The organism is Streptomyces sp. NPDC023527 (assembly GCF_055560115.1).
In genome coordinates this window covers 593991-611721 of record NZ_JBVHJJ010000002.1, presented here as the reverse complement: position 1 = coordinate 611721, position 17731 = coordinate 593991, and the positions used below count along the sequence as shown (strand labels likewise).

Below are 17731 nucleotides of genomic sequence, written 5' to 3'. Positions count from 1 at the left end.
GACACCAGCGTGACCCCGTCACCCGACCCGTCGTACACCGCCCGGGCCGATACCGATCTAACGTTCCGTCAACTCTCTTGTGCCACACCGGAATCGGTCCGTACCAGAACCTTGTATACGGCCGATCGGCGGACTTACTCTCGGGTAACGCCTTGCGGGGCCGGAGGCCCTTCCGACTCTCTCCGAGGGGACATCAGCTATGAAGGACGTGCAAGGAAGACCGGTGACAGGGCGCGTCAGGTGGCGGAAGTTCGCCGTCCTGGCGGTGCCCGGCTTCGCCGTCACGGCCGCGCTGGCCATCGCGCTCGCCCAGGGGGCGATCGCGGCCTCGTTCGCGGTGTCGGGGCAGCAGTTCAAGGTCAGCGCCGCGAGCCTGGAGGGCGAGGGGTTCGCGCAGTACGGCGGCGTGGACGGCAAGGCCGACGGCGAACTGGTACCCGTCGCCGTCACGGCGATCAAGAAGGCCGAGCTCAGGAAGCTGTGCCAGTCCGTGGTGATCGGCGTGCCGGTGCTCGGCGACATCTCGCTCAACCTCACCGCCGGCGCCGGCAAGGACCCGGTCAGGGCGAAGGACCTCTTCGTCGACGCGACCCAGCTCGGCGGAAACGCGGAGTTCACCAACATCGAGATCGGCCGCGACGCCTCCACCCTCGACAAGGGACCGGACTCGGCGCAGGGGATGCAGGGGATCTTCGCCCAGCAGGCCGACCGCGTGAAGATCACCGACCTTCAGCAGACGGCCTGGGCCACCAATGCCGCGACCTTCAACCTCTCCGGCCTGAGCATGCATATCAACAAGGGCAAGCGGGAGTGCTTCTGACGTGGCGGCCGGCACCGAGCCCGGCCGTCCACGGCGGCGCCCCTGGGCGGCGTGGCGCCGATGGCGGAAGGGCCGTCCCTTCTGGGGCGGGCTGGCCGCCGTCGTGGCCGGTTCGGAGATCTGCGCCATTCCGCTCGCCCCGCTGAAAATCATGCTCCATCAGGGGATCGCGGGCATTCCCTCGATCCTCATGGGTCTGATCATGATCCTGATGGGCCTCACCGCATGGTTCGCACCGCAGTACCGCGCGCTCGCCGGAATCCTCACCGTCATGATGTCCGCGGCGGCGCTGGTCTTCTCCAATCTGGGCGGCTTCCTGATCGGCACGCTCCTGGGCATCATCGGCGGCGGGATGATCTTCGCCTGGCAGCCGGCGGTACCACCGGCCGCGGAGGCACCGACCGCGGAAACACCGCCCCAGCCGGCGGAGGAGCCGCCCCCGGCCGTGGCGGAGCCGCCCCGACCGGCGGAGCCACCGCTCCCGGCGGCGGAGTCCCCACCGGTGGACGAGCAACCCCGGCCCCCGGCCGGTCCCCCCGCCGCGCACCCGCACGACCACCTCCCACACAAGGAGATCCGATGACCTCTCGCACGCTCCGTTCGCGCGCTCTGCTCGCCTCCGGCGCCGGGCTGGCCGTCACCGCCGCCCTCGCCCTGACGGCCACCGGGACCGCCGGCGCCCAGCCCGCCCCGGGCACCCCGGCCGCCGGCTCGACGACGGTCTCCCCGGCGGGCCACTACTTCGCGGCCAAGCTCAACGGGAAGGCCACGTTCAAGATCGGCGCGGTGACCGTCACCTGTAAGGTCTCCGGCTCCCAGCCCACGGCGGGCGGTGGCGACAACAACAACCGAATACCCGACGCGCCCGGCAACCACAATGACGCGGGGCCGGTCAGCAGCTCCCTCAACGCACCCACGTACTCGTCCTGCACCACCAACCAGGCCGGCGTCTCCGCGACCATCACCACCTCCGGCACATGGGGTGTGGCCATGCAGTACGGGACACCGTCCACCGCCATCCTGACCCTGCCGAGCGGCGGCCTGGTGGCCCAGACCAGCGGTCTGGCCAGCTGCACGGCGACCGCCGCGCCCACCGCGCCGGCGGAGATCAGCAGCGCCTTCACCAACGGCGCGCCGTCCACGCTCGGCGTCACCAACGCCTCGGTGCCGGTGAAGGTCGTCGGTGGCTTCGGCTGCCCGACGGCGGCGACGGCGTCGGTGTTCAACGCCACGTACGACGTCATCGACGCCACCGACCCGGCGTCGCAGATCACCGTGACCGACTGAGGAAGCCGTCCTTCGACCGGCGCGGGATCAGCCCTTGGCGGCCCGCGCCGGTTTCGCGCCCTCCGCCGCCGGCTCCAGGTCGTCGCCCGCGGCCCGCGCCCCGGGCACCTTCGCCAGGACCTGGCGGCCGGGGCCCGACAGCGCGTACTGGATCGCGAAGCCCGACATCACGACGAGCGCGCCGCCGGCCGCGTCGAGCACATAGTGGTTGGCGGTGCCGACGATCACGGTGAGGGTCAGCAGCGGGTAGAGCATGCCGAGCCACCTCATCCACACCCTGGGCGCGACGACGGCGATGACGACCCCGCACCACAGCGACCAGCCGATGTGCAGCGAGGGCATCGCCGCGTACTGGTTGGACAGCTCCGTCAGCGCCCCGAAGTCGGGGTGGTCCAGGTCCTGCGGGCCGTTGGCGGTGTCGATGAAGCCGCGGCCCGGCATCAGCCGCGGCGGCGCCAGCGGATAGGCCCAGAAGCCGACGAGCGCCATCAGCGTCGCCAGCGACAGCGCGGTGCGGGCCCAGCGGTAGGTGCCGGGCCGGCGCACGTACAGATAGACCAGCAGCGAGACCGGCACCAGGAAGTGGAAGGTGCCGTAGTAGTAGTTCATGCTGCCGGTCAGCCAGCCGACGCCCGCCACGAAGTGGTTGAAGCCGTGCTCGACGTCGATGTGCAGGAGCTCCTCGACGCCGATGATCTGCCGGCCGTGGGACTCCGCGAGGGCCCGCTCGCCGGGGGCGCCGGCGCGGATGAAGGAGTAGACCCAGTAGCCGACCCGTATCAGCATCAGCTCCAGCAGGACGTTCGGCCGGGTCAACGGCCGCTTCCAGAAGCGGAACAGCGGCACCCAGGAGAGGCGGCCGGGCCGGGGCTCGCCCACCGGCGTCGGCATCGGCCGGTCCCACAGCGGTGACGTACGGGAGAGGAAGGGCACCGCGCAGGCCGCGATGAGGGCGGCGAGCAGCGGGGCGTTGTCGCCGACCGGCAGCATCAAGGGGTTGTCCGGCATCAGGACCGTGCTGGTCAGCGTCATGACGAGGACGACCATGACCGGCCAGACGAGCCGGTCGGCACGGCGCTTGCCGACGCGGCCGACGACCGCGAGGAGGATCCACAGCTGCTGGTGCTGCCAGGCCGTGGGCGAGACGGCGACCGCGACACAGCCGGTGATGGCCGTGGCGAGCAGCACCTGCCCGTCCCGGGCGTAGCGCGCGGCCCGGCGCAGGCCGAGCACGGCGACGGCGGCGGCGAGCAGCCCGTACAGCGCCAGTTCGGCCGGGCCGTGCGGCCCGAGGCGGAGCAGCAGCCCGTGCAGCGACTGGTTGGCCAGGCCGCCGGGCGCGGAGCCGAGGCCGGCTCCGGCGATGTGGTGCACCCAGTACGTCCACGAGTCGTCCGGCATGGCCACCCAGGCCAGCGCGGAGCAGGCCGCGAAGGTGACGCACGTGACGCCGGCGGCACGGCGCCGCCCGGTCAGCCGGAGCAGCACGGCGAAGAGCAGCACGGCCGGTTGGAGCGCGGCCGCGAGGCCGACGAGGAGGCCGCTCGCGCGGCCGGTGTCCTTCGCCAGGCGCGGCAGGCAGCAGCCGAGGAGCACGAGCAGCACCGGAGTGATGCTCGTCTGGCCGAGGGTGAAGGTGTTGCGTACGGGCAGCGAGAGTACGGCCAGGATGATCGCCACGGGGGCGGCGAGCAGTCCGGTGCGGCGGGAGATCTCACCGGGCAGCGAGCGGGCGGCGACGAGCCCGAGGGCGACGACCAGCAGCAGCGTGCCGAGGGTCCAGCCGACACCGAGGCTCTGCTCGGCGGCGCGGGTCAGCGGTTTGAGGACGAGTCCCGCGAACGGAGTACCCGTGAACCGGTCGGTGTCGTACAGCGAGCCCCGTACGTACAGGACACCGTTGTCACCGATCCATCGTTCGAGGTCGGTCAGGCGACGCTCGGGGGGCAGTCGCAGCACCGCGGCGGCCTGGCGCGCGGCCAGCAGCCCGGCGACCAGCCACAGCGCACCCAGCACCAGACCGGTCGGCGGCCCCGCCCTCGGCGGACTCCCCAGGCCGCGCCTCTCCGCATTCGCCACGCCCCGCCGCTCCTCCAGTCGCCCAGCTCGGTCAGCGCTGTAGTGCTGTTCACGACCTTACTGAGTCCCGCGGAGCAGCCGCGGGTCATCCCGAGGTCACTTGCCAACCTCCCACACGCGACTTGACTGCGGGGGGCGTTGGGGCGAGCGTGCCACTGTCGCGCGACCGCCCGGCGGGCCCGCGTGCCAGGATGCGGGGATGACCGAACATATGACCGCCGGGGGACCCTTCTCCCCCGCCTCCGGCTCCCCCGGGTGGAGCATCGCACCGCGGCCCGTCCACTCCGACGAGGCGGCCGCGCTGCTGCGGGAGTACCTCACCGACGTCGCCGACCGCTGGTACGTACTGCACCACGGGCGGGCGTCGACGCCCGAGGAGATCGAGCGGCATCTCGCCGAGGACCCGAGCGACGACCTCGCCCCGCCGAAGGGCGTGCTGCTCGTCGCCCGCCACGGCGACGGCCCGGCGGGCGGCTGTGTGGGGGTGCGGCTGCTGGACGGGCGGACGGCCGAGTTGAAGCGGATGTACGTACGGGCCGACCGGCGCGGCCTCGGCGGGGCGCCCGCGCTGCTCGCCGCGGCCGAGGCGGTCGCGCGCGAGTGGGGCGCGGAGCGGATCGTCCTGGACACGCGGAAGGACCTGGTGGAGGCGATCGCGCTGTACACCCGGCACGGGTTCGCGCCCGTGCCCCGCTACAACACGGTCGAGGACAATCCGTACGCCGAGGTGTGGATGGCCAAGGAGCTCACGGCCTAGCTCACGTCCCGCGGCGTTCGTGCCTCGGCCGGATGTCGTGGTCGCGCCGCGGGTCGCCGTCGTGGGGCTGTTCGGAGTCCGAGCCGCACAGCTCGTGGTTGAGCTCGTGGACGAGCGCGCTGAGGTCGGTCGGCCGCTGCGGTGTCCACCAGTCGCCCAGCAGCCTCGCGAGCGACTCCTCGCGCGCCCGGTAGAGCACCTGCGCGATCCGGCGACCCTCGTCGGTGAGGACCAGCGGCAGCCCCTCCCGTACGGCCAGGCCGCGCGTCTCCAGTTGCCGCGCCGCCTCCGTGACGATCCGCAGCGGGATGTCCACGCGCTCGGCGAGCAGCGCGGGTTCCACGGATCCGTAGCGGTGCATGCGCAGCAGCATCCAGCCGGAGGCGGGGTGGAGGTCGAGCCCGGCCCGCGCGATGATCGCCTCGTAGATCTTGCGCTTGCCCTCGCGGCTGCCGAGGAGGGACAGCGCGCGGGCGCACTCCTCCCGCGAGGAGCGTTCGACGGGGTTGCTGGAGAGGACCTCGCTGGTGTCGGGCGCGGTGACGCTGGCGCGCAGTGGTTCCTCCCGCAGGAACCAGGCGAGGGCGAAGGCGACGAGCACGGCGGGCACCGCGTAGAGGAAGACGTCGGTGATCGACTGGGAGTACGCGGCGAGGACCCCGGCCCGCTCCCCCGGCGGCAGGGCCGCCACGGCGCGCGGGTCGGCCTGGAGCCGGTCGGGGGTGATGCCGGGCGGCAGCGTCGCGCCGGCGAGGGCGTCGGTGACGCGCGGCCCGAGCTTGTTGGTGAAGATCGTGCCGAAGATGGACACGCCGAAGGACGCGCCGATGGAGCGGAAGAACGTGGCGCCGGAGGTCGCGACGCCCAGGTCCTCGTAGCCGACGGCGTTCTGCACGACGAGCACGAGCACCTGCATCACCAGACCGAGCCCGAGACCGAAGACGAAGAAGTACGCGCTCATCTCGCCGGTGGAGCTGTCCGGGCCGAGCTGGTGGAGCAGGAGCAGCCCGATGGCGGTGACGCCGGTGCCGACGATGGGAAAGACCTTGTAGCGGCCGGTGCGGCTGACGATCTGGCCGGAGCCGGTGGAGGCGATCAGCATGCCGGCCACCATCGGCAGCATGTGCACGCCCGACATGGTCGGCGAGACGCCCTTCACGACCTGGAGGAACGTCGGCAGGTACGTCATCGACCCGAACATCGCGAAGCCCACGACGAAGCCGATGACCGAGCACAGCGTGAACGTGCGGATGCGGAAGAGCTTCAGCGGCAGTACGGGCTCGGCCGCGCGCCGCTCCACCATCACGAACGGCACCAGCAGCACGGCGCCCAGCACGCCGAGGCCGATGATCTGCCAGGACGACCAGGGGAACGTGACCCCGCCGAGCGAGGTCATCAGCACCAGGCAGGTGGCGACGGCGGCGATGAGGAACGTGCCGAGGTAGTCGATGCGGTGCGGGGTGCGGCGGACGGGGATGTGCAGCACCGCGGCGATGACGAGCAGCGCGACGATCCCGATGGGCACGTTGATGTAGAAGACCCAGCGCCAGCTGAGGTGGTCCACGAAGAGCCCGCCGAGCAGCGGCCCGAGCACGCTCGTACCGCCGAAGACCGCGCCGAAGAGCCCCTGGTAGCGGCCGCGGTCGCGGGGCGGCACGATGTCGCCGACGATCGCCATCGACAGCACCATCAGCCCGCCGCCGCCCAGGCCCTGCACGGCGCGGAAGGCGATGAGCTCGCCCATGTTCTGGGCGATGCCGCACAGCACCGAGCCGAGCAGGAAGATGACGATGGCCGTCTGGAAGAGCTTCTTGCGCCCGTACTGGTCGCCGAGCTTGCCCCAGAGCGGGGTGGCGGCGGTCGAGGCGAGCATGTACGCGGTGACCACCCAGGAGAGGTGGTCGAGACCGCCGAGTTCGCTGACGATCGTCGGCAGCGCGGTGGAGACGATCGTCTGGTCGAGTGCCGCCAGCAGCATGCCCAGCAGCAGCGCGCCGATCGCGACCAGGACGGTGCGCCGGGGCTGATCCGCGCCGGGTACGGCCGTGGGGTCCGCTGCGGCCGTGGCGGGGCCCGGGGTGTCGTCCGCCATGGGCTGGCTCCTGAGGTTCGCGGCTCGGGTGCGGCTGCCGGCGCGGGCGTCCCGTACGGACCGCCCGGCGCCCTGGCTCCCATCGTGGGCCGGATCGGTGCGGACGGCCCGCCGGGGTAGGCCATTGGCAGCGCGGCGGCGACCGCGCCGAGCCGGGGGTGCCGGCATTGACCTGGGCTGTTGGCGTTCGGGGCTACTTTTTGTATCGTTGAGAAACAAAGTGGCTCCGCCCGTATTCCCTGACCGGCGGGCGGGGCCGCTTGCCTTTCTCCCGCGCCCTGGAGTCCGCCGATGCCGGCCACCGCCCCCACGACCACGCTGACCGCCCGCGCCCTCCTGCTGGACATGGACGGCACGATCGTCAACTCCGATGCCGTAGTGGAGCGCTGCTGGCGCGGCTGGGCGGCCGAGCAGGGCCTGGACGGCGACGAGGTGATGAAGGTCGTCCACGGCCGCCAGGGCTACGCCACGATGGCCGTCCTCCTCCCGGACCGCCCGATGGAACAGAACCACGCCGACAACCGCCGCATGCTCGCGGCGGAGACCGCCGACGTCTCGGGCGTCGTCCCGATCCCCGGCGCCCCCGCCTTCATGGCGGCCCTCGCCCCCCTCCCCCACGCCCTGGTCACCTCGGCGGACCGCCCCCTGTCCGAGGCCCGCATGACCGCGGCGGGCCTGCCCATGCCGGCGATCCGCGTCACGGCCGAGTCGGTGGGCGCGAGCAAGCCGGACCCGGAAGGCTTCCTCAAGGCCGCGGCGACCCTCGGCTTCGCCCCGGCCGACTGCATCGTCTTCGAGGACTCGGAAGCGGGCATCACGGCGGGCAAGGCAGCCGGCATGCGCGTGATCGGCGTGGGCCCACGAGCGGCCGCCCATGCGCCGGACGTGGCAGTGACGGACCTGACGCAGGTGCGGGTGGAGGCGGCGGGGGACGGCGGGATTGTGCTGCACGTCTCGGGCTGACCTCGGCGGCACAACCGAACGCGCGCCGCCCTTCAGGGGCCCGCTCTCTTACGCCTTTCCGTCGATCGGGTCCAGGAACGTCACTTCGGCCTTCGACACGAACCTCTCGCGTTGTTCGAGGAAGTCCCTGGTGTGCGGTTGCCGTTCATGGGCATCGAACGCCGCTCGATCCCGGTACAGCTCATAGAAGACACGGACGTCGGGCTCGCCCGGCACGCGGTGGTTCACGTGCACCACGGTGCCGTGCTCATGCTCGCGAATCCCGTCCAGGGTGCGACCCACCAACTCGTCGAACCCGTCTGCGGCCTCGGAGTCATGCAGCGTGAAGCGTACGACCAGGCCAAAGCCTGCGATCATGTCCGGCCCTCCCCTCAGGTCGCACCAAGACTTCCAGAACGACGTCCGCCATGGAGGTAGTCGCGGAATCCTCTCTGCCGGCCACCGGATGCGACGCACGCCTGAACCCTCGGCTCACGTCGCCGGAATCAGCCGCCGGCCATCGTGGACCCTTACGTGCGGAGTGTCGTCGCTCAGCGCGTCCAGGAGGCGCACGGCGTACGCCTCCGTCATCGACGAGGCGATCTCTTCCGGGGCCAGCCAGGAGACAGCGGCGGCCTCTTCGGATGGCCGCTCGGCGCCGCCGACAGGGCTGCAGCGGAAGACCAGGGCGACGATGCCGCGCGTCATGTTCTTGTAGACGCCCGTCAGCCGCTGCACGTCGACCTCGATGCCGGTCTCTTCCAGCACTTCCCGGCGAGCACCCTCTTCCGGGGCCTCTTCGATCTCCAGCACCCCACCGGGCAGTTCCCACCGCCCGTTGTCCGCTCGGCGGATGGCCAACATGCGCCCGTCCTCCCGCACGACGGCCCCCGCCACCGAGACGGAGTGGAGCGGCGCGGACCTGCGAGACTGTGCAGCCGTACTCATACGGATGAGCATAAGGAGGGCGGGCAGCTCATGGGGAACGAGGTCTCACGGGACTCGGGCAAACCGCGCTACTTGCAGATCGCGGACGATCTGGTCGAACAGATTCGCCTGGGCGCGCTCGCGCCCGGCACCCAAGTTCCCAGCGAGTCCGACATCATGGAGCGCTATGGGGTCTCCCAGGGGACTGTCCGCAAAGCGATCGCCGAACTGCGCACCGCTGGGCTCGTAGAGACCCACCACGGACGCGGCTCCTACGTGAAGAACCTGCCTCCGGTCCGCAGGAAGTCCTCGGAACGCTTCCGCGGGTCTCACCGCAGGGCAGGCAAGGCTGCCTACCTCGCCGAAGCGGAGCAGGCAGGACACACACCGGACGTGCGCGTCCTCTTCGTGGGGCCGACGGACGCCCCGGCCGATATCGCTGAGCGCCTGGGCATTCCTGCCGGCAAGAAGGTTCTCGCCCGGCGCCGTCGGTACTTCGTCGACGGTACGCCAACCGAGGAAGCGACGTCCTACCTGCCGTGGTCGGTCGCGAAGGACATTCCGGAGCTGTTCGACGAGAACCCTGGCGGAGGCGGCATCTACGCTCGCCTAGAAGAACACGGTCACACGTTCGCCGAGTACGTCGAGACCATCCGCGCACGCCTGGCCACCAAGCAGGAAGTGGCCGCATTGCGGCTGAGCCCCGGGGCTCCGGTGATACATCTCGTCCGGGAAGCGGTGACGGACGGCGGGCTCGTGGTGGAGGTGTGCGACACGCTCATGGCTGCCGACCGCTTCATCCTCGACTACCGGATTCCCGCCCGTGATTGATGGCGTGTCAGTTTAACGAATCAGCCATACGGGAACACTGGACCGCTTGACTCGGAACCAAGGGTTGTACCACGCTCAGCACATGCACTCATGTACATGAGTACATGTGCTGCTCTTCCTCCACCTCGCCATCAGGAGGCCTGATGCACGACCCGACAGATAGCCACCTCTCGAGCGAAGACCGTCACGAGGTCGACCGACAGCCACGGCCTGATCGTTGCGCACAGTGCGACGAGATCAAGGCCAAACGCTATGAGGCGTACCGGCAAGGCGACCTCGGAGCGACCATGGCGATGACCAAGGCGATGGGCAGGCACTGGTGGGCGGCGCACGGTTGAGCCGGGCATGGTCCGGCCGCCCACGAGGAGCTGAGGGAACCCGCCTGCCGTGCCCCCACCCCTGCGAGGGGTGGATGGCATCGGGCGGCGTGCTGATGTGCGGCCGGTGCGGCGTCCGGCGCTTCACGGACTATCGTGCGCTCGGGCCGGCCGTCGAACTGCCCGGAAAGTGGACCTCTACCGGACCCACCGTGGCCGTCACCGGCGCGTCCTGTCTCCACCCACAGGTGTCAGCCCTCGGGAAGCCCACCCATGCGCTTCCCGTGCCCGGCCTCGGCGGCGACTGAGCGCCGGTCACCGCCGAGGCCGTCCTCCCTACCCCCGCGCGAACTCCGCCGCCGTCACACCGAACCGCGCCACCGCCCCATCGGCGCTCCAGCGCCGCAGCCCCGCCTTCTCCAGGACGCGGACGGAGGCGGGGTTCGACAGTTCGACGTCGGCTCGTACGGCGTGGACGCCCGGCGCCGAGAAGGCGTACTCCACGATGGCCCGGGCGGCCTCCGAGGCGTAGCCGAGGCCGCGCCGGGACTCCACGACGCCGTAGCCGAAGCCGACGTCGCCTTCGCTCGGCGGCCAGAACAGGCCGATGGCACCGACCACCAACCCGCTCTCCCGCTCGATGATCTGGCGCTGGCCGTACTCGCCCAGCGCCTCGGGTCGTTCCGCTATGAAACCGGCGATGACACGGTCGCCCTCGGCGGGGAAGTCCTGCGCCCAGTGGGGCAGCCGGGTGTCATCGAGGACGGCGGTGATCTCATCCCGGGGCCATGTCCGCAGCACAAGGCGGCCAGTGGTCAGGTCCGTACCGGTCGGGGAGGAAGTCAGAGAGGAAGTCAGGGAGAAAGAGGAAAACACGCGACACTCCTGGTCGTGTTGGGACGACCGGGCCGCGGTTCCTACGCTCGCGCGGCCCGGACGAGGGCATGCTGACGAAGCGTGGGGCGATCCATGGCCTCATCCTCCCTCTCCCGGCGGCGGTCACGCGCCTCGCACACCTGAGCGCGAGTGGGACACCTGCGCGCGAGACGGATCGAGCCTACCCCGCCACCGCCTCGTACAGGCTGAACCCCGCCAGCGCCAGCATCACCACCGCCGCGATCCTCGTGATCAGCGTCAGCGGTACGAACCGCATCAGCGTGCGCCCGCCCACGATGCCCAGTCCCGCGACCGTCCACAGCGCCAGCACCGCGCCGACGCCGACCGAGAACGGGTCCTCGTAGCGGGCGGCGAGGTTCGCGGTCATGATCTGGGTCAGGTCGCCGAACTCGGCGACGAGGATCAGCATGAAGCCGGCTCCGGAGACCTTCCAGAAGGACTGGTCGGCGGGCTTGCGGATCTCTTCCTCGTCGTCGTCCTTCCTGAAGATCAGCACGGCCGCGCCCGCCAGGAAGAGCAGTCCGACGACGGCCTGCACCAGGCGGTGCGGCAGCAGCGTCAGGACGCTTCCCGCCGCGATCGCCAGCGCGACATGGACGGCGAAGGCGGCGGCGACGCCGGCGAAGACGTAGCTCGCGCGGTAGCGGGTGCCGAGCATCAGGCCCGCGAGGGCGGTCTTGTCCGGGAGCTCTGCCAGGAAGACGACGCCGAAGACCAGGGCGGCGACGGTGAAGCTGAACACGGGTGATCCTCAATCGGTCGGGTGCCGCACCGAGGGACCTGAGAGATCTGCGTGATTCAGGGGTCGCTTCGGCACGGCAGCGTCATGGACACTGCGGCCGAAGGTCTCGCTGGCCCGTCACCTGCGCACGGGCCTCCGGGCGCCGGCCGAGGCGAGCTCGGCAGTATGTCGACGGTCCGGCGAAGAGCTACTCCCCTTCTGCTCCCCTCAGGGTACGTGACCGGCGACGCCACCGCCCGGGCCCCCGCCCGCCGCCGCGTCCCGGTGCAGCACCCCCCGCGCGATCAGCTCCAGCACCACCGCCACCGCCACCACCTGCACGGCTTCCAGCGCCACCAGGACGAACAGCTGCACCGCCCCCGCCAGCACCGGCGACGCCCCGCCCAGCAGCATCCCCACGAACGCCCCCGGCAGCGTGACCAGCCCCACAGTGCGCGTCTGGTCCAGCCCCGGCAGCAGCGCGTCCGAGGCGGCCGGGCGGGCGATCTCCAGCCGGGCCTCCCGGTCGAGGAAGCCGAGCGCCAGGCCCGCCTCCACCTCGCCGTGGCGCGTGCGCAGCTCGTCGAGGGCGCGCCGCCCGGCCAGGACGGTCGCGGTCAGGCTGCCGCCGATGAGGATGCCGGTGACGGGGATGAGGGCGACGCCCTTGAGCGGTACGAGCCCGGTCAGCAGCAGCACCACGACCACGGGCAGCACCCCCGCGCCGATCGGCACCGCCGCCCACCACCAGGTGCGGTTCTCCGTGATGCGGCGCCCGGCGGTCCGCACCGCGATCGCGAACATCAGCAGAAGGAAGCCCAGCAGCAGCGGGACCGCCCGTACGACCCAGCCGATGAGGGCGGAGACGGCTGCCAGCTGAACGGCGGCCCGCAGCCCCGCGACGGCGATCGCGCGGGCGTATCCGCGCGCCTGGGCGTCGGCCAGACGGGCGAAAGCCGCGACGGTCACGGCGGCTACGAGCAGGACGGCGAGCACCACGCCGAGAGTGGTGTTGACCGGCAACAGAGCTGCGGCGGCGAGCACGCGGCCACCCTACGGGCGCGAACTGTGCGCCATGCGCATGCGCCTGGTGGTGCGTCAGGGGTGAACTTCACTTCCGCAACCTCTTGCTTTGACATGAGCGCGTCGCCACTCTGTTACCTGGCGACCACCCCCCGGAAACCGGGCGCCGCGATCCTGGCCACGCTCCGACGGCCGATGACCCCCCACTCCAAGGGAGTTCCCATGTCCGCAATACGCATTCCCGGCGCCCTGCGCGGCGTCTACGCGCGTCGCGCCGCAGCCGTCGGCGGGCTCACCGCCCTCGTCGGCTCGCTCGTGCTCAACGGCCCCGCCGCCCACGCCGCGCCGCCCGCCCCGGCGGACGCCGCGACCGCCCGGACGTACCTGGGACAGCTGACGGTCCAGGCCGAGGGCTCCATGGACGGCTACAGCCGCGCGAAGTTCCCGCACTGGAGCACCCAGTCCGGGGAGTGCAACACCCGCGAGGTCGTCCTCAAGCGCGACGGCGAGGGCGTGGAGCAGAACACCAAGTGCGCCGCCGTCAAGGGCTCCTGGTCCTCCCCGTACGACGGTGCCACCTGGACCGACGCGCAGGACATCGACATCGACCACGTCGTGCCGCTCGCCCAGGCGTGGCGGTCGGGGGCCAGCGCCTGGACCACCTCGCAGCGGCAGGCGTTCGCCAACGACCTGACCCGGCCGCAGCTGATCGCCGTCACCGACCGCGTCAACCAGGCGAAGGGCGACAAGGACCCGGCGCAGTGGATGCCGCCGCTGAACTCCTACGCCTGTACGTACGCGCGGATGTGGGTCACGGTCAAGCACCACTACCAGCTCACCGTCGACCCCGCCGAGAAGACCAAGCTCACCAGCGTCCTCAACGGCTGCTGAAACGATTCGGTAAGCGATCCGAGCAGGGGTTCGGGGAGCGGCTCGGGAAGCGACTCCCGAACCGGAAACTCCGTCCGCCTCCCCGTCGTTCCCCCGTCGTTCCGTACCGTGCGGAACGACGGAGGAGGGGCGGCATGACGGCAGCTCTGCGGCTGGGGCCGCTGTTGCGGTACGTCGACCGGGACACCGGCACGAGCGCCACCGTCTGGGTCGAGGCCGACCGGCCCTGCGAGGCGGAGGTCCGCTGCGCCGACGGCGCGGGCGGCACGGCGCGCACCTGGACGGTCGCCGGGCACCACTACGCCCTGGTGCCGGTGACGGGGCTGCGGCCCGGGAGCGAGACGGCGTACGGGGTGTTCCTGGACGGCGACCGGGTATGGCCGCCACCCGGCTCGCTCTTCCCCGAGAGCACGATCCGCACGCCCGCCCCCGGCACCGATTCCCTGCGCGTCACCTTCGGCTCCTGCCGCTCGGCGGCGCCGCCGCCGGAGGCCGACGGCGGGCCGGGCGACGCGGTCGGACCGGACGCCCTCGACGCGCTCGCGAGCACACTGCTCCGCACGGGCGGCGGAGACCGGGAAGGCGATCCGGGCGGCCAACGCCCGGATGTGCTCATCCTGTTGGGCGACCAGGTCTACGCCGACAGGACCTCCGCCGCGATGCGCCGCTGGATCGCCACCCGCCGCTCCCTCGCCGAACCGCCCGGCGCCCAGGTCGCGGACTACGAGGAATACACCCGCCTGTACTACGAGTCCTGGCTCGACCCGGACGTCCGCTGGCTGCTCTCCACCGTCCCCAGCCTCATGATCTTCGACGACCACGACGTGGTCGACGACTGGAACACGAGCGCGGCCTGGCTGGAGCGGATGCGGGCGACGCCATGGTGGCAGGAGCGGGTCCTGGGCGGCCTGATGTCGTACTGGGTCCATCAGCACCTGGGCAATCTCTCCCCCGCCGAACTGGCCGCCGACAAGCTCTACCAGGCGATCTCGCGGAGCCGGGACGGCACGGAGGCGCTCCGCGAGTTCGCCGTCCGCGCCGACGCCGACCCCGCCGCCGCCCGCTGGAGCTACCGCCGCGACTTCGGGCGCGTACGCCTGCTGATGGTCGACACCCGCACCAGGCGCGTCCTGGAGGAGGGCCGGCGGGCCATGCTCGACGCGGCCGCCCGGGACTGGCTGCGCGACCAGGCGCTGGACGCCCCCGGCTCGTACGACCACCTCCTCATCGGCTCGTCACTGCCCTGGCTCATGCCACCGGCCGTGCACGACACGGAGGCGTGGAACCAGGCCCTGTGCGCCGGGGAGCGCGGGCCGGGCTGGGCGCGCCTGGCGGAGGTCGTGCGCCGACGGGCGGATCTGGAGCACTGGGCGGCCTTCCCGGCGTCGTTCGACGCGCTCACCGCGCTCATCGCGGAGGTCGGCTCCGGACCGGACGCGCCCGCGACGGTCTCCGTGCTGTCGGGGGACGTCCACCACGCGTACGTCGCGGAGGCGACGTGGCCCGCGCCCCAGGCCCGTCCCGTCCGGAGCCGGGTGCTCCAGCTGACCTCCTCGCCGGTGCGCAAGAGCGTCCCCGCCGTGCTGCGGTCGGCCTTCCGCCTCGGCTGGAGCGGGCCCGGGAGACGGCTGGGGCGCGCGCTGGCACGGCACGGGCGGGTGGGCCGCCCGGCGGTCGACTGGCGGCGTACGGGCGGCCCGTGGTTCGGCAACCAGCTGATGACGCTGACCCTGCGGGGACGCTCGGCGCGGCTGCGACTGGACCAGGCGCGCGCGGACGAGGTCATGGCGCGGGTGTACGAGGCGGAGTACGGGCCGGAGGCACGGGGGCTGGAGGGGGAAGGGCAGGGGACGTAGCGGCTGGGGGCGTACGGGCCGCAGGTACGGGGGCGGAAGCGTACGGGCCGGAGGCGTACGGACCTGGTCGCGCGGTGGCGGATTGCGCCCGGAACGCGGGCGGCGCAGCGCGGAATCGGACGAGTCCCCATGATCCGACCGCACCACACACGGACATTCCGGACTGAGGCTCGACAAGCGGCGATCCGACGGCATGATGGGCCGACCCTGTCGCCCGAGCCCCCGGAGATAGCACCGTGGCCGGAGAGCACTACTCCATAGCCGTCGTCGGCGCCGGGCCCCGAGGCACCGGCGTGCTGGAGAGGCTCTGCGCCTCGGCCCCCGAGATCGCCCCGGGCGACCGGCTGACCGTCCATGTGATCGACCCCTTCCCGCCGGGCCCCGGCGCGGTGTGGCGGACCGACCAGCCGGCGGAACTGCTGATGAACACCGTTGCCTCGCAGGTGACGCTGTTCACCGACGAGAGCGTGGAGTGCGCGGGTCCGGTGCGGCCGGGGCCGAGCCTGTCGGAGTGGGCGGACGGAGCGGTGGGACCGGACGACTATCCGACGCGGGCGTTCTACGGGCGCTATCTGGCGTGGGCCTTCCAGCGGGTGCTGCGGACGGCACCGGAGGGCGTGGCGGTGCGGGTGCACCGGGCCCGGGCGGTGGCCCTGGAGGAGGGCGCGGATCACGACCGGACGCGGCCGGGGGCGGCCTCGGGTCACGACCGGACGCCGCTCGGGACTCCCACGCCCATCCCCCGAACACCCCTCCCGACGGCACCCCTCCCACCGCTCGCCCGCACTCCCCTCCAGACGCTCGTCCTCGACGACGGCAGCCGACTCACCCACCTCTCCGCCGTGATCCTCGCCCAAGGGCACCTGCCGACCCTCCCCCGGGCCACGGACGCGCCCCTCGCCGGCCACGCCGCCCGGCACGGCCTCCGCTACGTCCCGCCCGCCAACCCCGCCGACCTCGACCTCGGCGCCGTCGCCCCCGGCGAGCCGGTCCTCCTGCGCGGCCTGGGCCTGAACTTCTTCGACCACCTCGCCCTGTTCACCACCGCACGCGGCGGCACCTTCGCCCCGGCCCCCGACGGCCCCGGCCTCGTCTACCGCCCCTCCGGCCGCGAGCCCCGGCTGTACGCGGGTTCGCGGCGCGGCGTCCCGTACCACGCGCGCGGCGACAACCAGAAGGGCCCGCGCACCCGGCACACCCCGCTGCTGCTGACGCCGGAGGTGATCGACGGCTTCCGCAAGCGCGCCGCGTCCGGTGCGGCGCCGGACTTCCGGGCGGAGGTGTGGCCGCTGGTGGCGGCGGAGGTCGAGACGGTCTACTACGAGACGCTGCTCGGCTCCCCGCCGGGTTTCCGCGACCGCTTCCTCGCCGCCGTGCCGACGCCCGGCCGCACCGCGGCGGTCCTGGCGGAGGCCGGGGTCGCGGAGGCGGACCGCTGGGACTGGGCGATGGTGGCCCGCCCGTACGGCGAGCGGTCGTTCGCGGGGCCGGCGGAGTTCCGGGCCTGGCTGCTGGAGCACCTGCGCCGCGACGCGGACGCCGCCCGGCTCGGCAACGTCCGGGGCCCGGTCAAGGCCGCCCTGGACGTCCTGCGCGACCTGCGCAACGAGCTGCGGCAGGTCGTCGACCACGGCGGCCTGTCCGGCCGGTCGCACCGGGCGGACCTCGACGGCTGGTACACGCCGCTGAACGCCTTCCTGTCGATCGGCCCGCCGCGCCGCCGGATCGAGGAGATGGCCGCGCTCGTCGAGGCGGGGGTCCTGGACGTGCTGGGTCCGGGCCTGGAGGTGGCGCCGGGGTCCTCCGGCGGCGGTCCCGGCTTCGAGGCGCGGTCCCGGACGGTGCCCGGCCCTCCCGTATGCGTGACGACCGTCATAGAGGCGCGCCTTCCCGAGCCGGATGTGCGGCGGACCGGTGACGCACTGCTGGCCGGACTGCTGCGGTCGGGGGCGTGCCGGGTGCACGAGGTGGAGGGTTACGAGACGGGCGGGGTGGATGTGACGTCGAGCCCGTACCGGCTGGTCGACGCCCAAGGGCGAGCGCACGCACGCCGGTTCATGATCGGCGTGCCGACGGAAGGCGTGCACTGGGTGACCGCGGCGGGTGCCCGGCCGGGGGTGAACTCGGTGACGCTCGCCGACGCCGACGCCGTGGCACGGGCGGCTTTGCGTGCATGTTCCAAGGAAATGGCGGGGGAAATCCCTGCGACCTCCGCCCCAAGGAATCAAGAACTTGAACTTGCAAGTATCGATTAGGCGTACCTAACCTGGACCCCTCGTCGTCCCCGTCCC

Annotated in this window: 18 protein-coding genes; 11 read left to right on the top strand and 7 right to left on the bottom strand. The window is 72.1% G+C overall.

What is annotated here, in order from left to right:
- The first annotated feature begins 199 nt into the window (after nucleotides 1–199).
- Genes ACZ303_RS06320 through ACZ303_RS06310 form a run of 3 tightly spaced genes read left to right on the top strand, consistent with a single transcriptional unit; the run spans nucleotide 200 to nucleotide 2107 of the window.
- Nucleotides 200–820 (top strand): DUF6230 family protein, encoded by a 621-nt coding sequence (locus tag ACZ303_RS06320; protein ID WP_467335564.1) that lies wholly within the window; start codon nucleotides 200–202, stop codon nucleotides 818–820.
- Nucleotide 821: 1 nt separating this feature from the next.
- Nucleotides 822–1403 (top strand): DUF6114 domain-containing protein, encoded by a 582-nt coding sequence (locus tag ACZ303_RS06315; RefSeq protein WP_467335562.1) that lies wholly within the window; start codon nucleotides 822–824, stop codon nucleotides 1401–1403.
- Complete coding sequence (locus ACZ303_RS06310; RefSeq protein ID WP_467335560.1) at nucleotides 1400–2107, top strand: hypothetical protein; 708 nt, start codon at nucleotides 1400–1402, stop codon at nucleotides 2105–2107. The genes ACZ303_RS06315 and ACZ303_RS06310 overlap by 4 nt, the downstream gene beginning before the upstream one ends.
- Nucleotides 2108–2134: 27 nt before the next feature.
- Here the strand turns inward: ACZ303_RS06310 and ACZ303_RS06305 are convergent, their stop codons facing one another.
- Nucleotides 2135–4186, bottom strand: a complete 2052-nt coding sequence (locus ACZ303_RS06305; RefSeq protein WP_467335558.1) for a bifunctional glycosyltransferase 87/phosphatase PAP2 family protein — start codon at nucleotides 4184–4186, stop codon at nucleotides 2135–2137.
- A gap of 199 nt (nucleotides 4187–4385) precedes the next feature.
- Between ACZ303_RS06305 and ACZ303_RS06300 the strand changes: the two genes are divergently transcribed.
- Complete coding sequence (locus ACZ303_RS06300; protein ID WP_467335556.1) at nucleotides 4386–4943, top strand: GNAT family N-acetyltransferase; 558 nt, start codon at nucleotides 4386–4388, stop codon at nucleotides 4941–4943.
- Between the two features lies 1 nt (nucleotide 4944).
- On the opposite strand, the gene ACZ303_RS06295 is transcribed toward ACZ303_RS06300, so the two are convergent.
- Nucleotides 4945–7035 carry a DHA2 family efflux MFS transporter permease subunit gene (locus ACZ303_RS06295; RefSeq protein ID WP_467335554.1) on the bottom strand — a complete coding sequence of 697 codons (2091 nt, stop codon included), beginning with the start codon at nucleotides 7033–7035 and terminating at the stop codon, nucleotides 4945–4947.
- Nucleotides 7036–7326: 291 nt separating this feature from the next.
- On the opposite strand from ACZ303_RS06295, the gene ACZ303_RS06290 reads away from it, so the two are divergent.
- Complete coding sequence (locus ACZ303_RS06290) at nucleotides 7327–7998, top strand: HAD-IA family hydrolase (protein WP_467335552.1); 672 nt, start codon at nucleotides 7327–7329, stop codon at nucleotides 7996–7998.
- Nucleotides 7999–8046: 48 nt separating this feature from the next.
- Here ACZ303_RS06290 and ACZ303_RS06285 read toward each other — a convergent pair whose 3' ends face one another.
- Both ACZ303_RS06285 and ACZ303_RS06280 read right to left on the bottom strand, forming a co-directional pair.
- The gene (locus ACZ303_RS06285; protein WP_467335550.1) at nucleotides 8047–8355 is read right to left on the bottom strand and encodes a putative quinol monooxygenase; all 309 of its coding nucleotides are present in this window, start codon (nucleotides 8353–8355) and stop codon (nucleotides 8047–8049) included.
- A gap of 114 nt (nucleotides 8356–8469) precedes the next feature.
- The gene (locus ACZ303_RS06280) at nucleotides 8470–8937 is read right to left on the bottom strand and encodes an NUDIX hydrolase (protein WP_467335548.1); all 468 of its coding nucleotides are present in this window, start codon (nucleotides 8935–8937) and stop codon (nucleotides 8470–8472) included.
- Nucleotides 8938–8955: 18 nt separating this feature from the next.
- Between ACZ303_RS06280 and ACZ303_RS06275 the strand changes: the two genes are divergently transcribed.
- The 3 genes from ACZ303_RS06275 to ACZ303_RS06265 all read left to right on the top strand — a co-directional run bounded on the left by ACZ303_RS06275 (nucleotide 8956) and on the right by ACZ303_RS06265 (nucleotide 10360).
- Nucleotides 8956–9735, top strand: a complete 780-nt coding sequence (locus tag ACZ303_RS06275) for a GntR family transcriptional regulator (RefSeq protein WP_467335546.1) — start codon at nucleotides 8956–8958, stop codon at nucleotides 9733–9735.
- Nucleotides 9736–9878: 143 nt separating this feature from the next.
- Complete coding sequence (locus ACZ303_RS06270; protein ID WP_467335544.1) at nucleotides 9879–10073, top strand: hypothetical protein; 195 nt, start codon at nucleotides 9879–9881, stop codon at nucleotides 10071–10073.
- Nucleotides 10055–10360, top strand: coding sequence for a DUF6255 family natural product biosynthesis protein (locus ACZ303_RS06265; protein ID WP_467335542.1), 306 nt, complete (start codon nucleotides 10055–10057; stop codon nucleotides 10358–10360). The genes ACZ303_RS06270 and ACZ303_RS06265 overlap by 19 nt, the downstream gene beginning before the upstream one ends.
- A 28-nt stretch (nucleotides 10361–10388) precedes the next feature.
- Here ACZ303_RS06265 and ACZ303_RS06260 read toward each other — a convergent pair whose 3' ends face one another.
- The 3 genes from ACZ303_RS06260 to ACZ303_RS06250 all read right to left on the bottom strand — a co-directional run bounded on the left by ACZ303_RS06260 (nucleotide 10389) and on the right by ACZ303_RS06250 (nucleotide 12714).
- Nucleotides 10389–10928 carry a GNAT family N-acetyltransferase gene (locus ACZ303_RS06260; protein WP_467335540.1) on the bottom strand — a complete coding sequence of 180 codons (540 nt, stop codon included), beginning with the start codon at nucleotides 10926–10928 and terminating at the stop codon, nucleotides 10389–10391.
- A 181-nt stretch (nucleotides 10929–11109) separates the two neighbouring features.
- Entirely contained in the window at nucleotides 11110–11691 is a 582-nt protein-coding gene (locus tag ACZ303_RS06255) for a TMEM165/GDT1 family protein (RefSeq protein ID WP_467335538.1), read from the bottom strand.
- Nucleotides 11692–11898: 207 nt separating this feature from the next.
- A complete protein-coding gene (locus ACZ303_RS06250) occupies nucleotides 11899–12714 on the bottom strand; it encodes an ABC transporter permease (RefSeq protein ID WP_467335536.1) in 816 nt (271 codons plus the stop codon).
- 228 nt (nucleotides 12715–12942) lie between these two features.
- Between ACZ303_RS06250 and ACZ303_RS06245 the strand changes: the two genes are divergently transcribed.
- The 3 genes from ACZ303_RS06245 to ACZ303_RS06235 all read left to right on the top strand — a co-directional run bounded on the left by ACZ303_RS06245 (nucleotide 12943) and on the right by ACZ303_RS06235 (nucleotide 17695).
- Entirely contained in the window at nucleotides 12943–13584 is a 642-nt protein-coding gene (locus tag ACZ303_RS06245; protein ID WP_467335822.1) for an HNH endonuclease family protein, read from the top strand.
- A gap of 134 nt (nucleotides 13585–13718) precedes the next feature.
- Entirely contained in the window at nucleotides 13719–15440 is a 1722-nt protein-coding gene (locus ACZ303_RS06240) for a DUF7800 domain-containing protein (protein WP_467335534.1), read from the top strand.
- A gap of 236 nt (nucleotides 15441–15676) precedes the next feature.
- Entirely contained in the window at nucleotides 15677–17695 is a 2019-nt protein-coding gene (locus tag ACZ303_RS06235) for an FAD/NAD(P)-binding protein (protein ID WP_467335532.1), read from the top strand.
- Nucleotides 17696–17731: the final 36 nt, after the last annotated feature.

Excerpts from the sequence above, each read along its gene's own strand:
- ACZ303_RS06320 (WP_467335564.1), top strand. The coding sequence starts at position 200 with ATGAAGGACGTGCAAGGAAGACCGGTGACAGGGCGCGTCAGGTGGCGG.
- ACZ303_RS06310 (WP_467335560.1), top strand. The coding sequence starts at position 1,400 with ATGACCTCTCGCACGCTCCGTTCGCGCGCTCTGCTCGCCTCCGGCGCC.
- ACZ303_RS06300 (WP_467335556.1), top strand. The coding sequence starts at position 4,386 with ATGACCGAACATATGACCGCCGGGGGACCCTTCTCCCCCGCCTCCGGC.
- ACZ303_RS06295 (WP_467335554.1), bottom strand. The coding sequence starts at position 7,035 with ATGGCGGACGACACCCCGGGCCCCGCCACGGCCGCAGCGGACCCCACG.
- ACZ303_RS06290 (WP_467335552.1), top strand. The coding sequence starts at position 7,327 with ATGCCGGCCACCGCCCCCACGACCACGCTGACCGCCCGCGCCCTCCTG.
- ACZ303_RS06285 (WP_467335550.1), bottom strand. The coding sequence starts at position 8,355 with ATGATCGCAGGCTTTGGCCTGGTCGTACGCTTCACGCTGCATGACTCC.
- ACZ303_RS06280 (WP_467335548.1), bottom strand. The coding sequence starts at position 8,937 with ATGCTCATCCGTATGAGTACGGCTGCACAGTCTCGCAGGTCCGCGCCG.
- ACZ303_RS06275 (WP_467335546.1), top strand. The coding sequence starts at position 8,956 with ATGGGGAACGAGGTCTCACGGGACTCGGGCAAACCGCGCTACTTGCAG.
- ACZ303_RS06270 (WP_467335544.1), top strand. The coding sequence starts at position 9,879 with ATGCACGACCCGACAGATAGCCACCTCTCGAGCGAAGACCGTCACGAG.
- ACZ303_RS06240 (WP_467335534.1), top strand. The coding sequence starts at position 13,719 with ATGACGGCAGCTCTGCGGCTGGGGCCGCTGTTGCGGTACGTCGACCGG.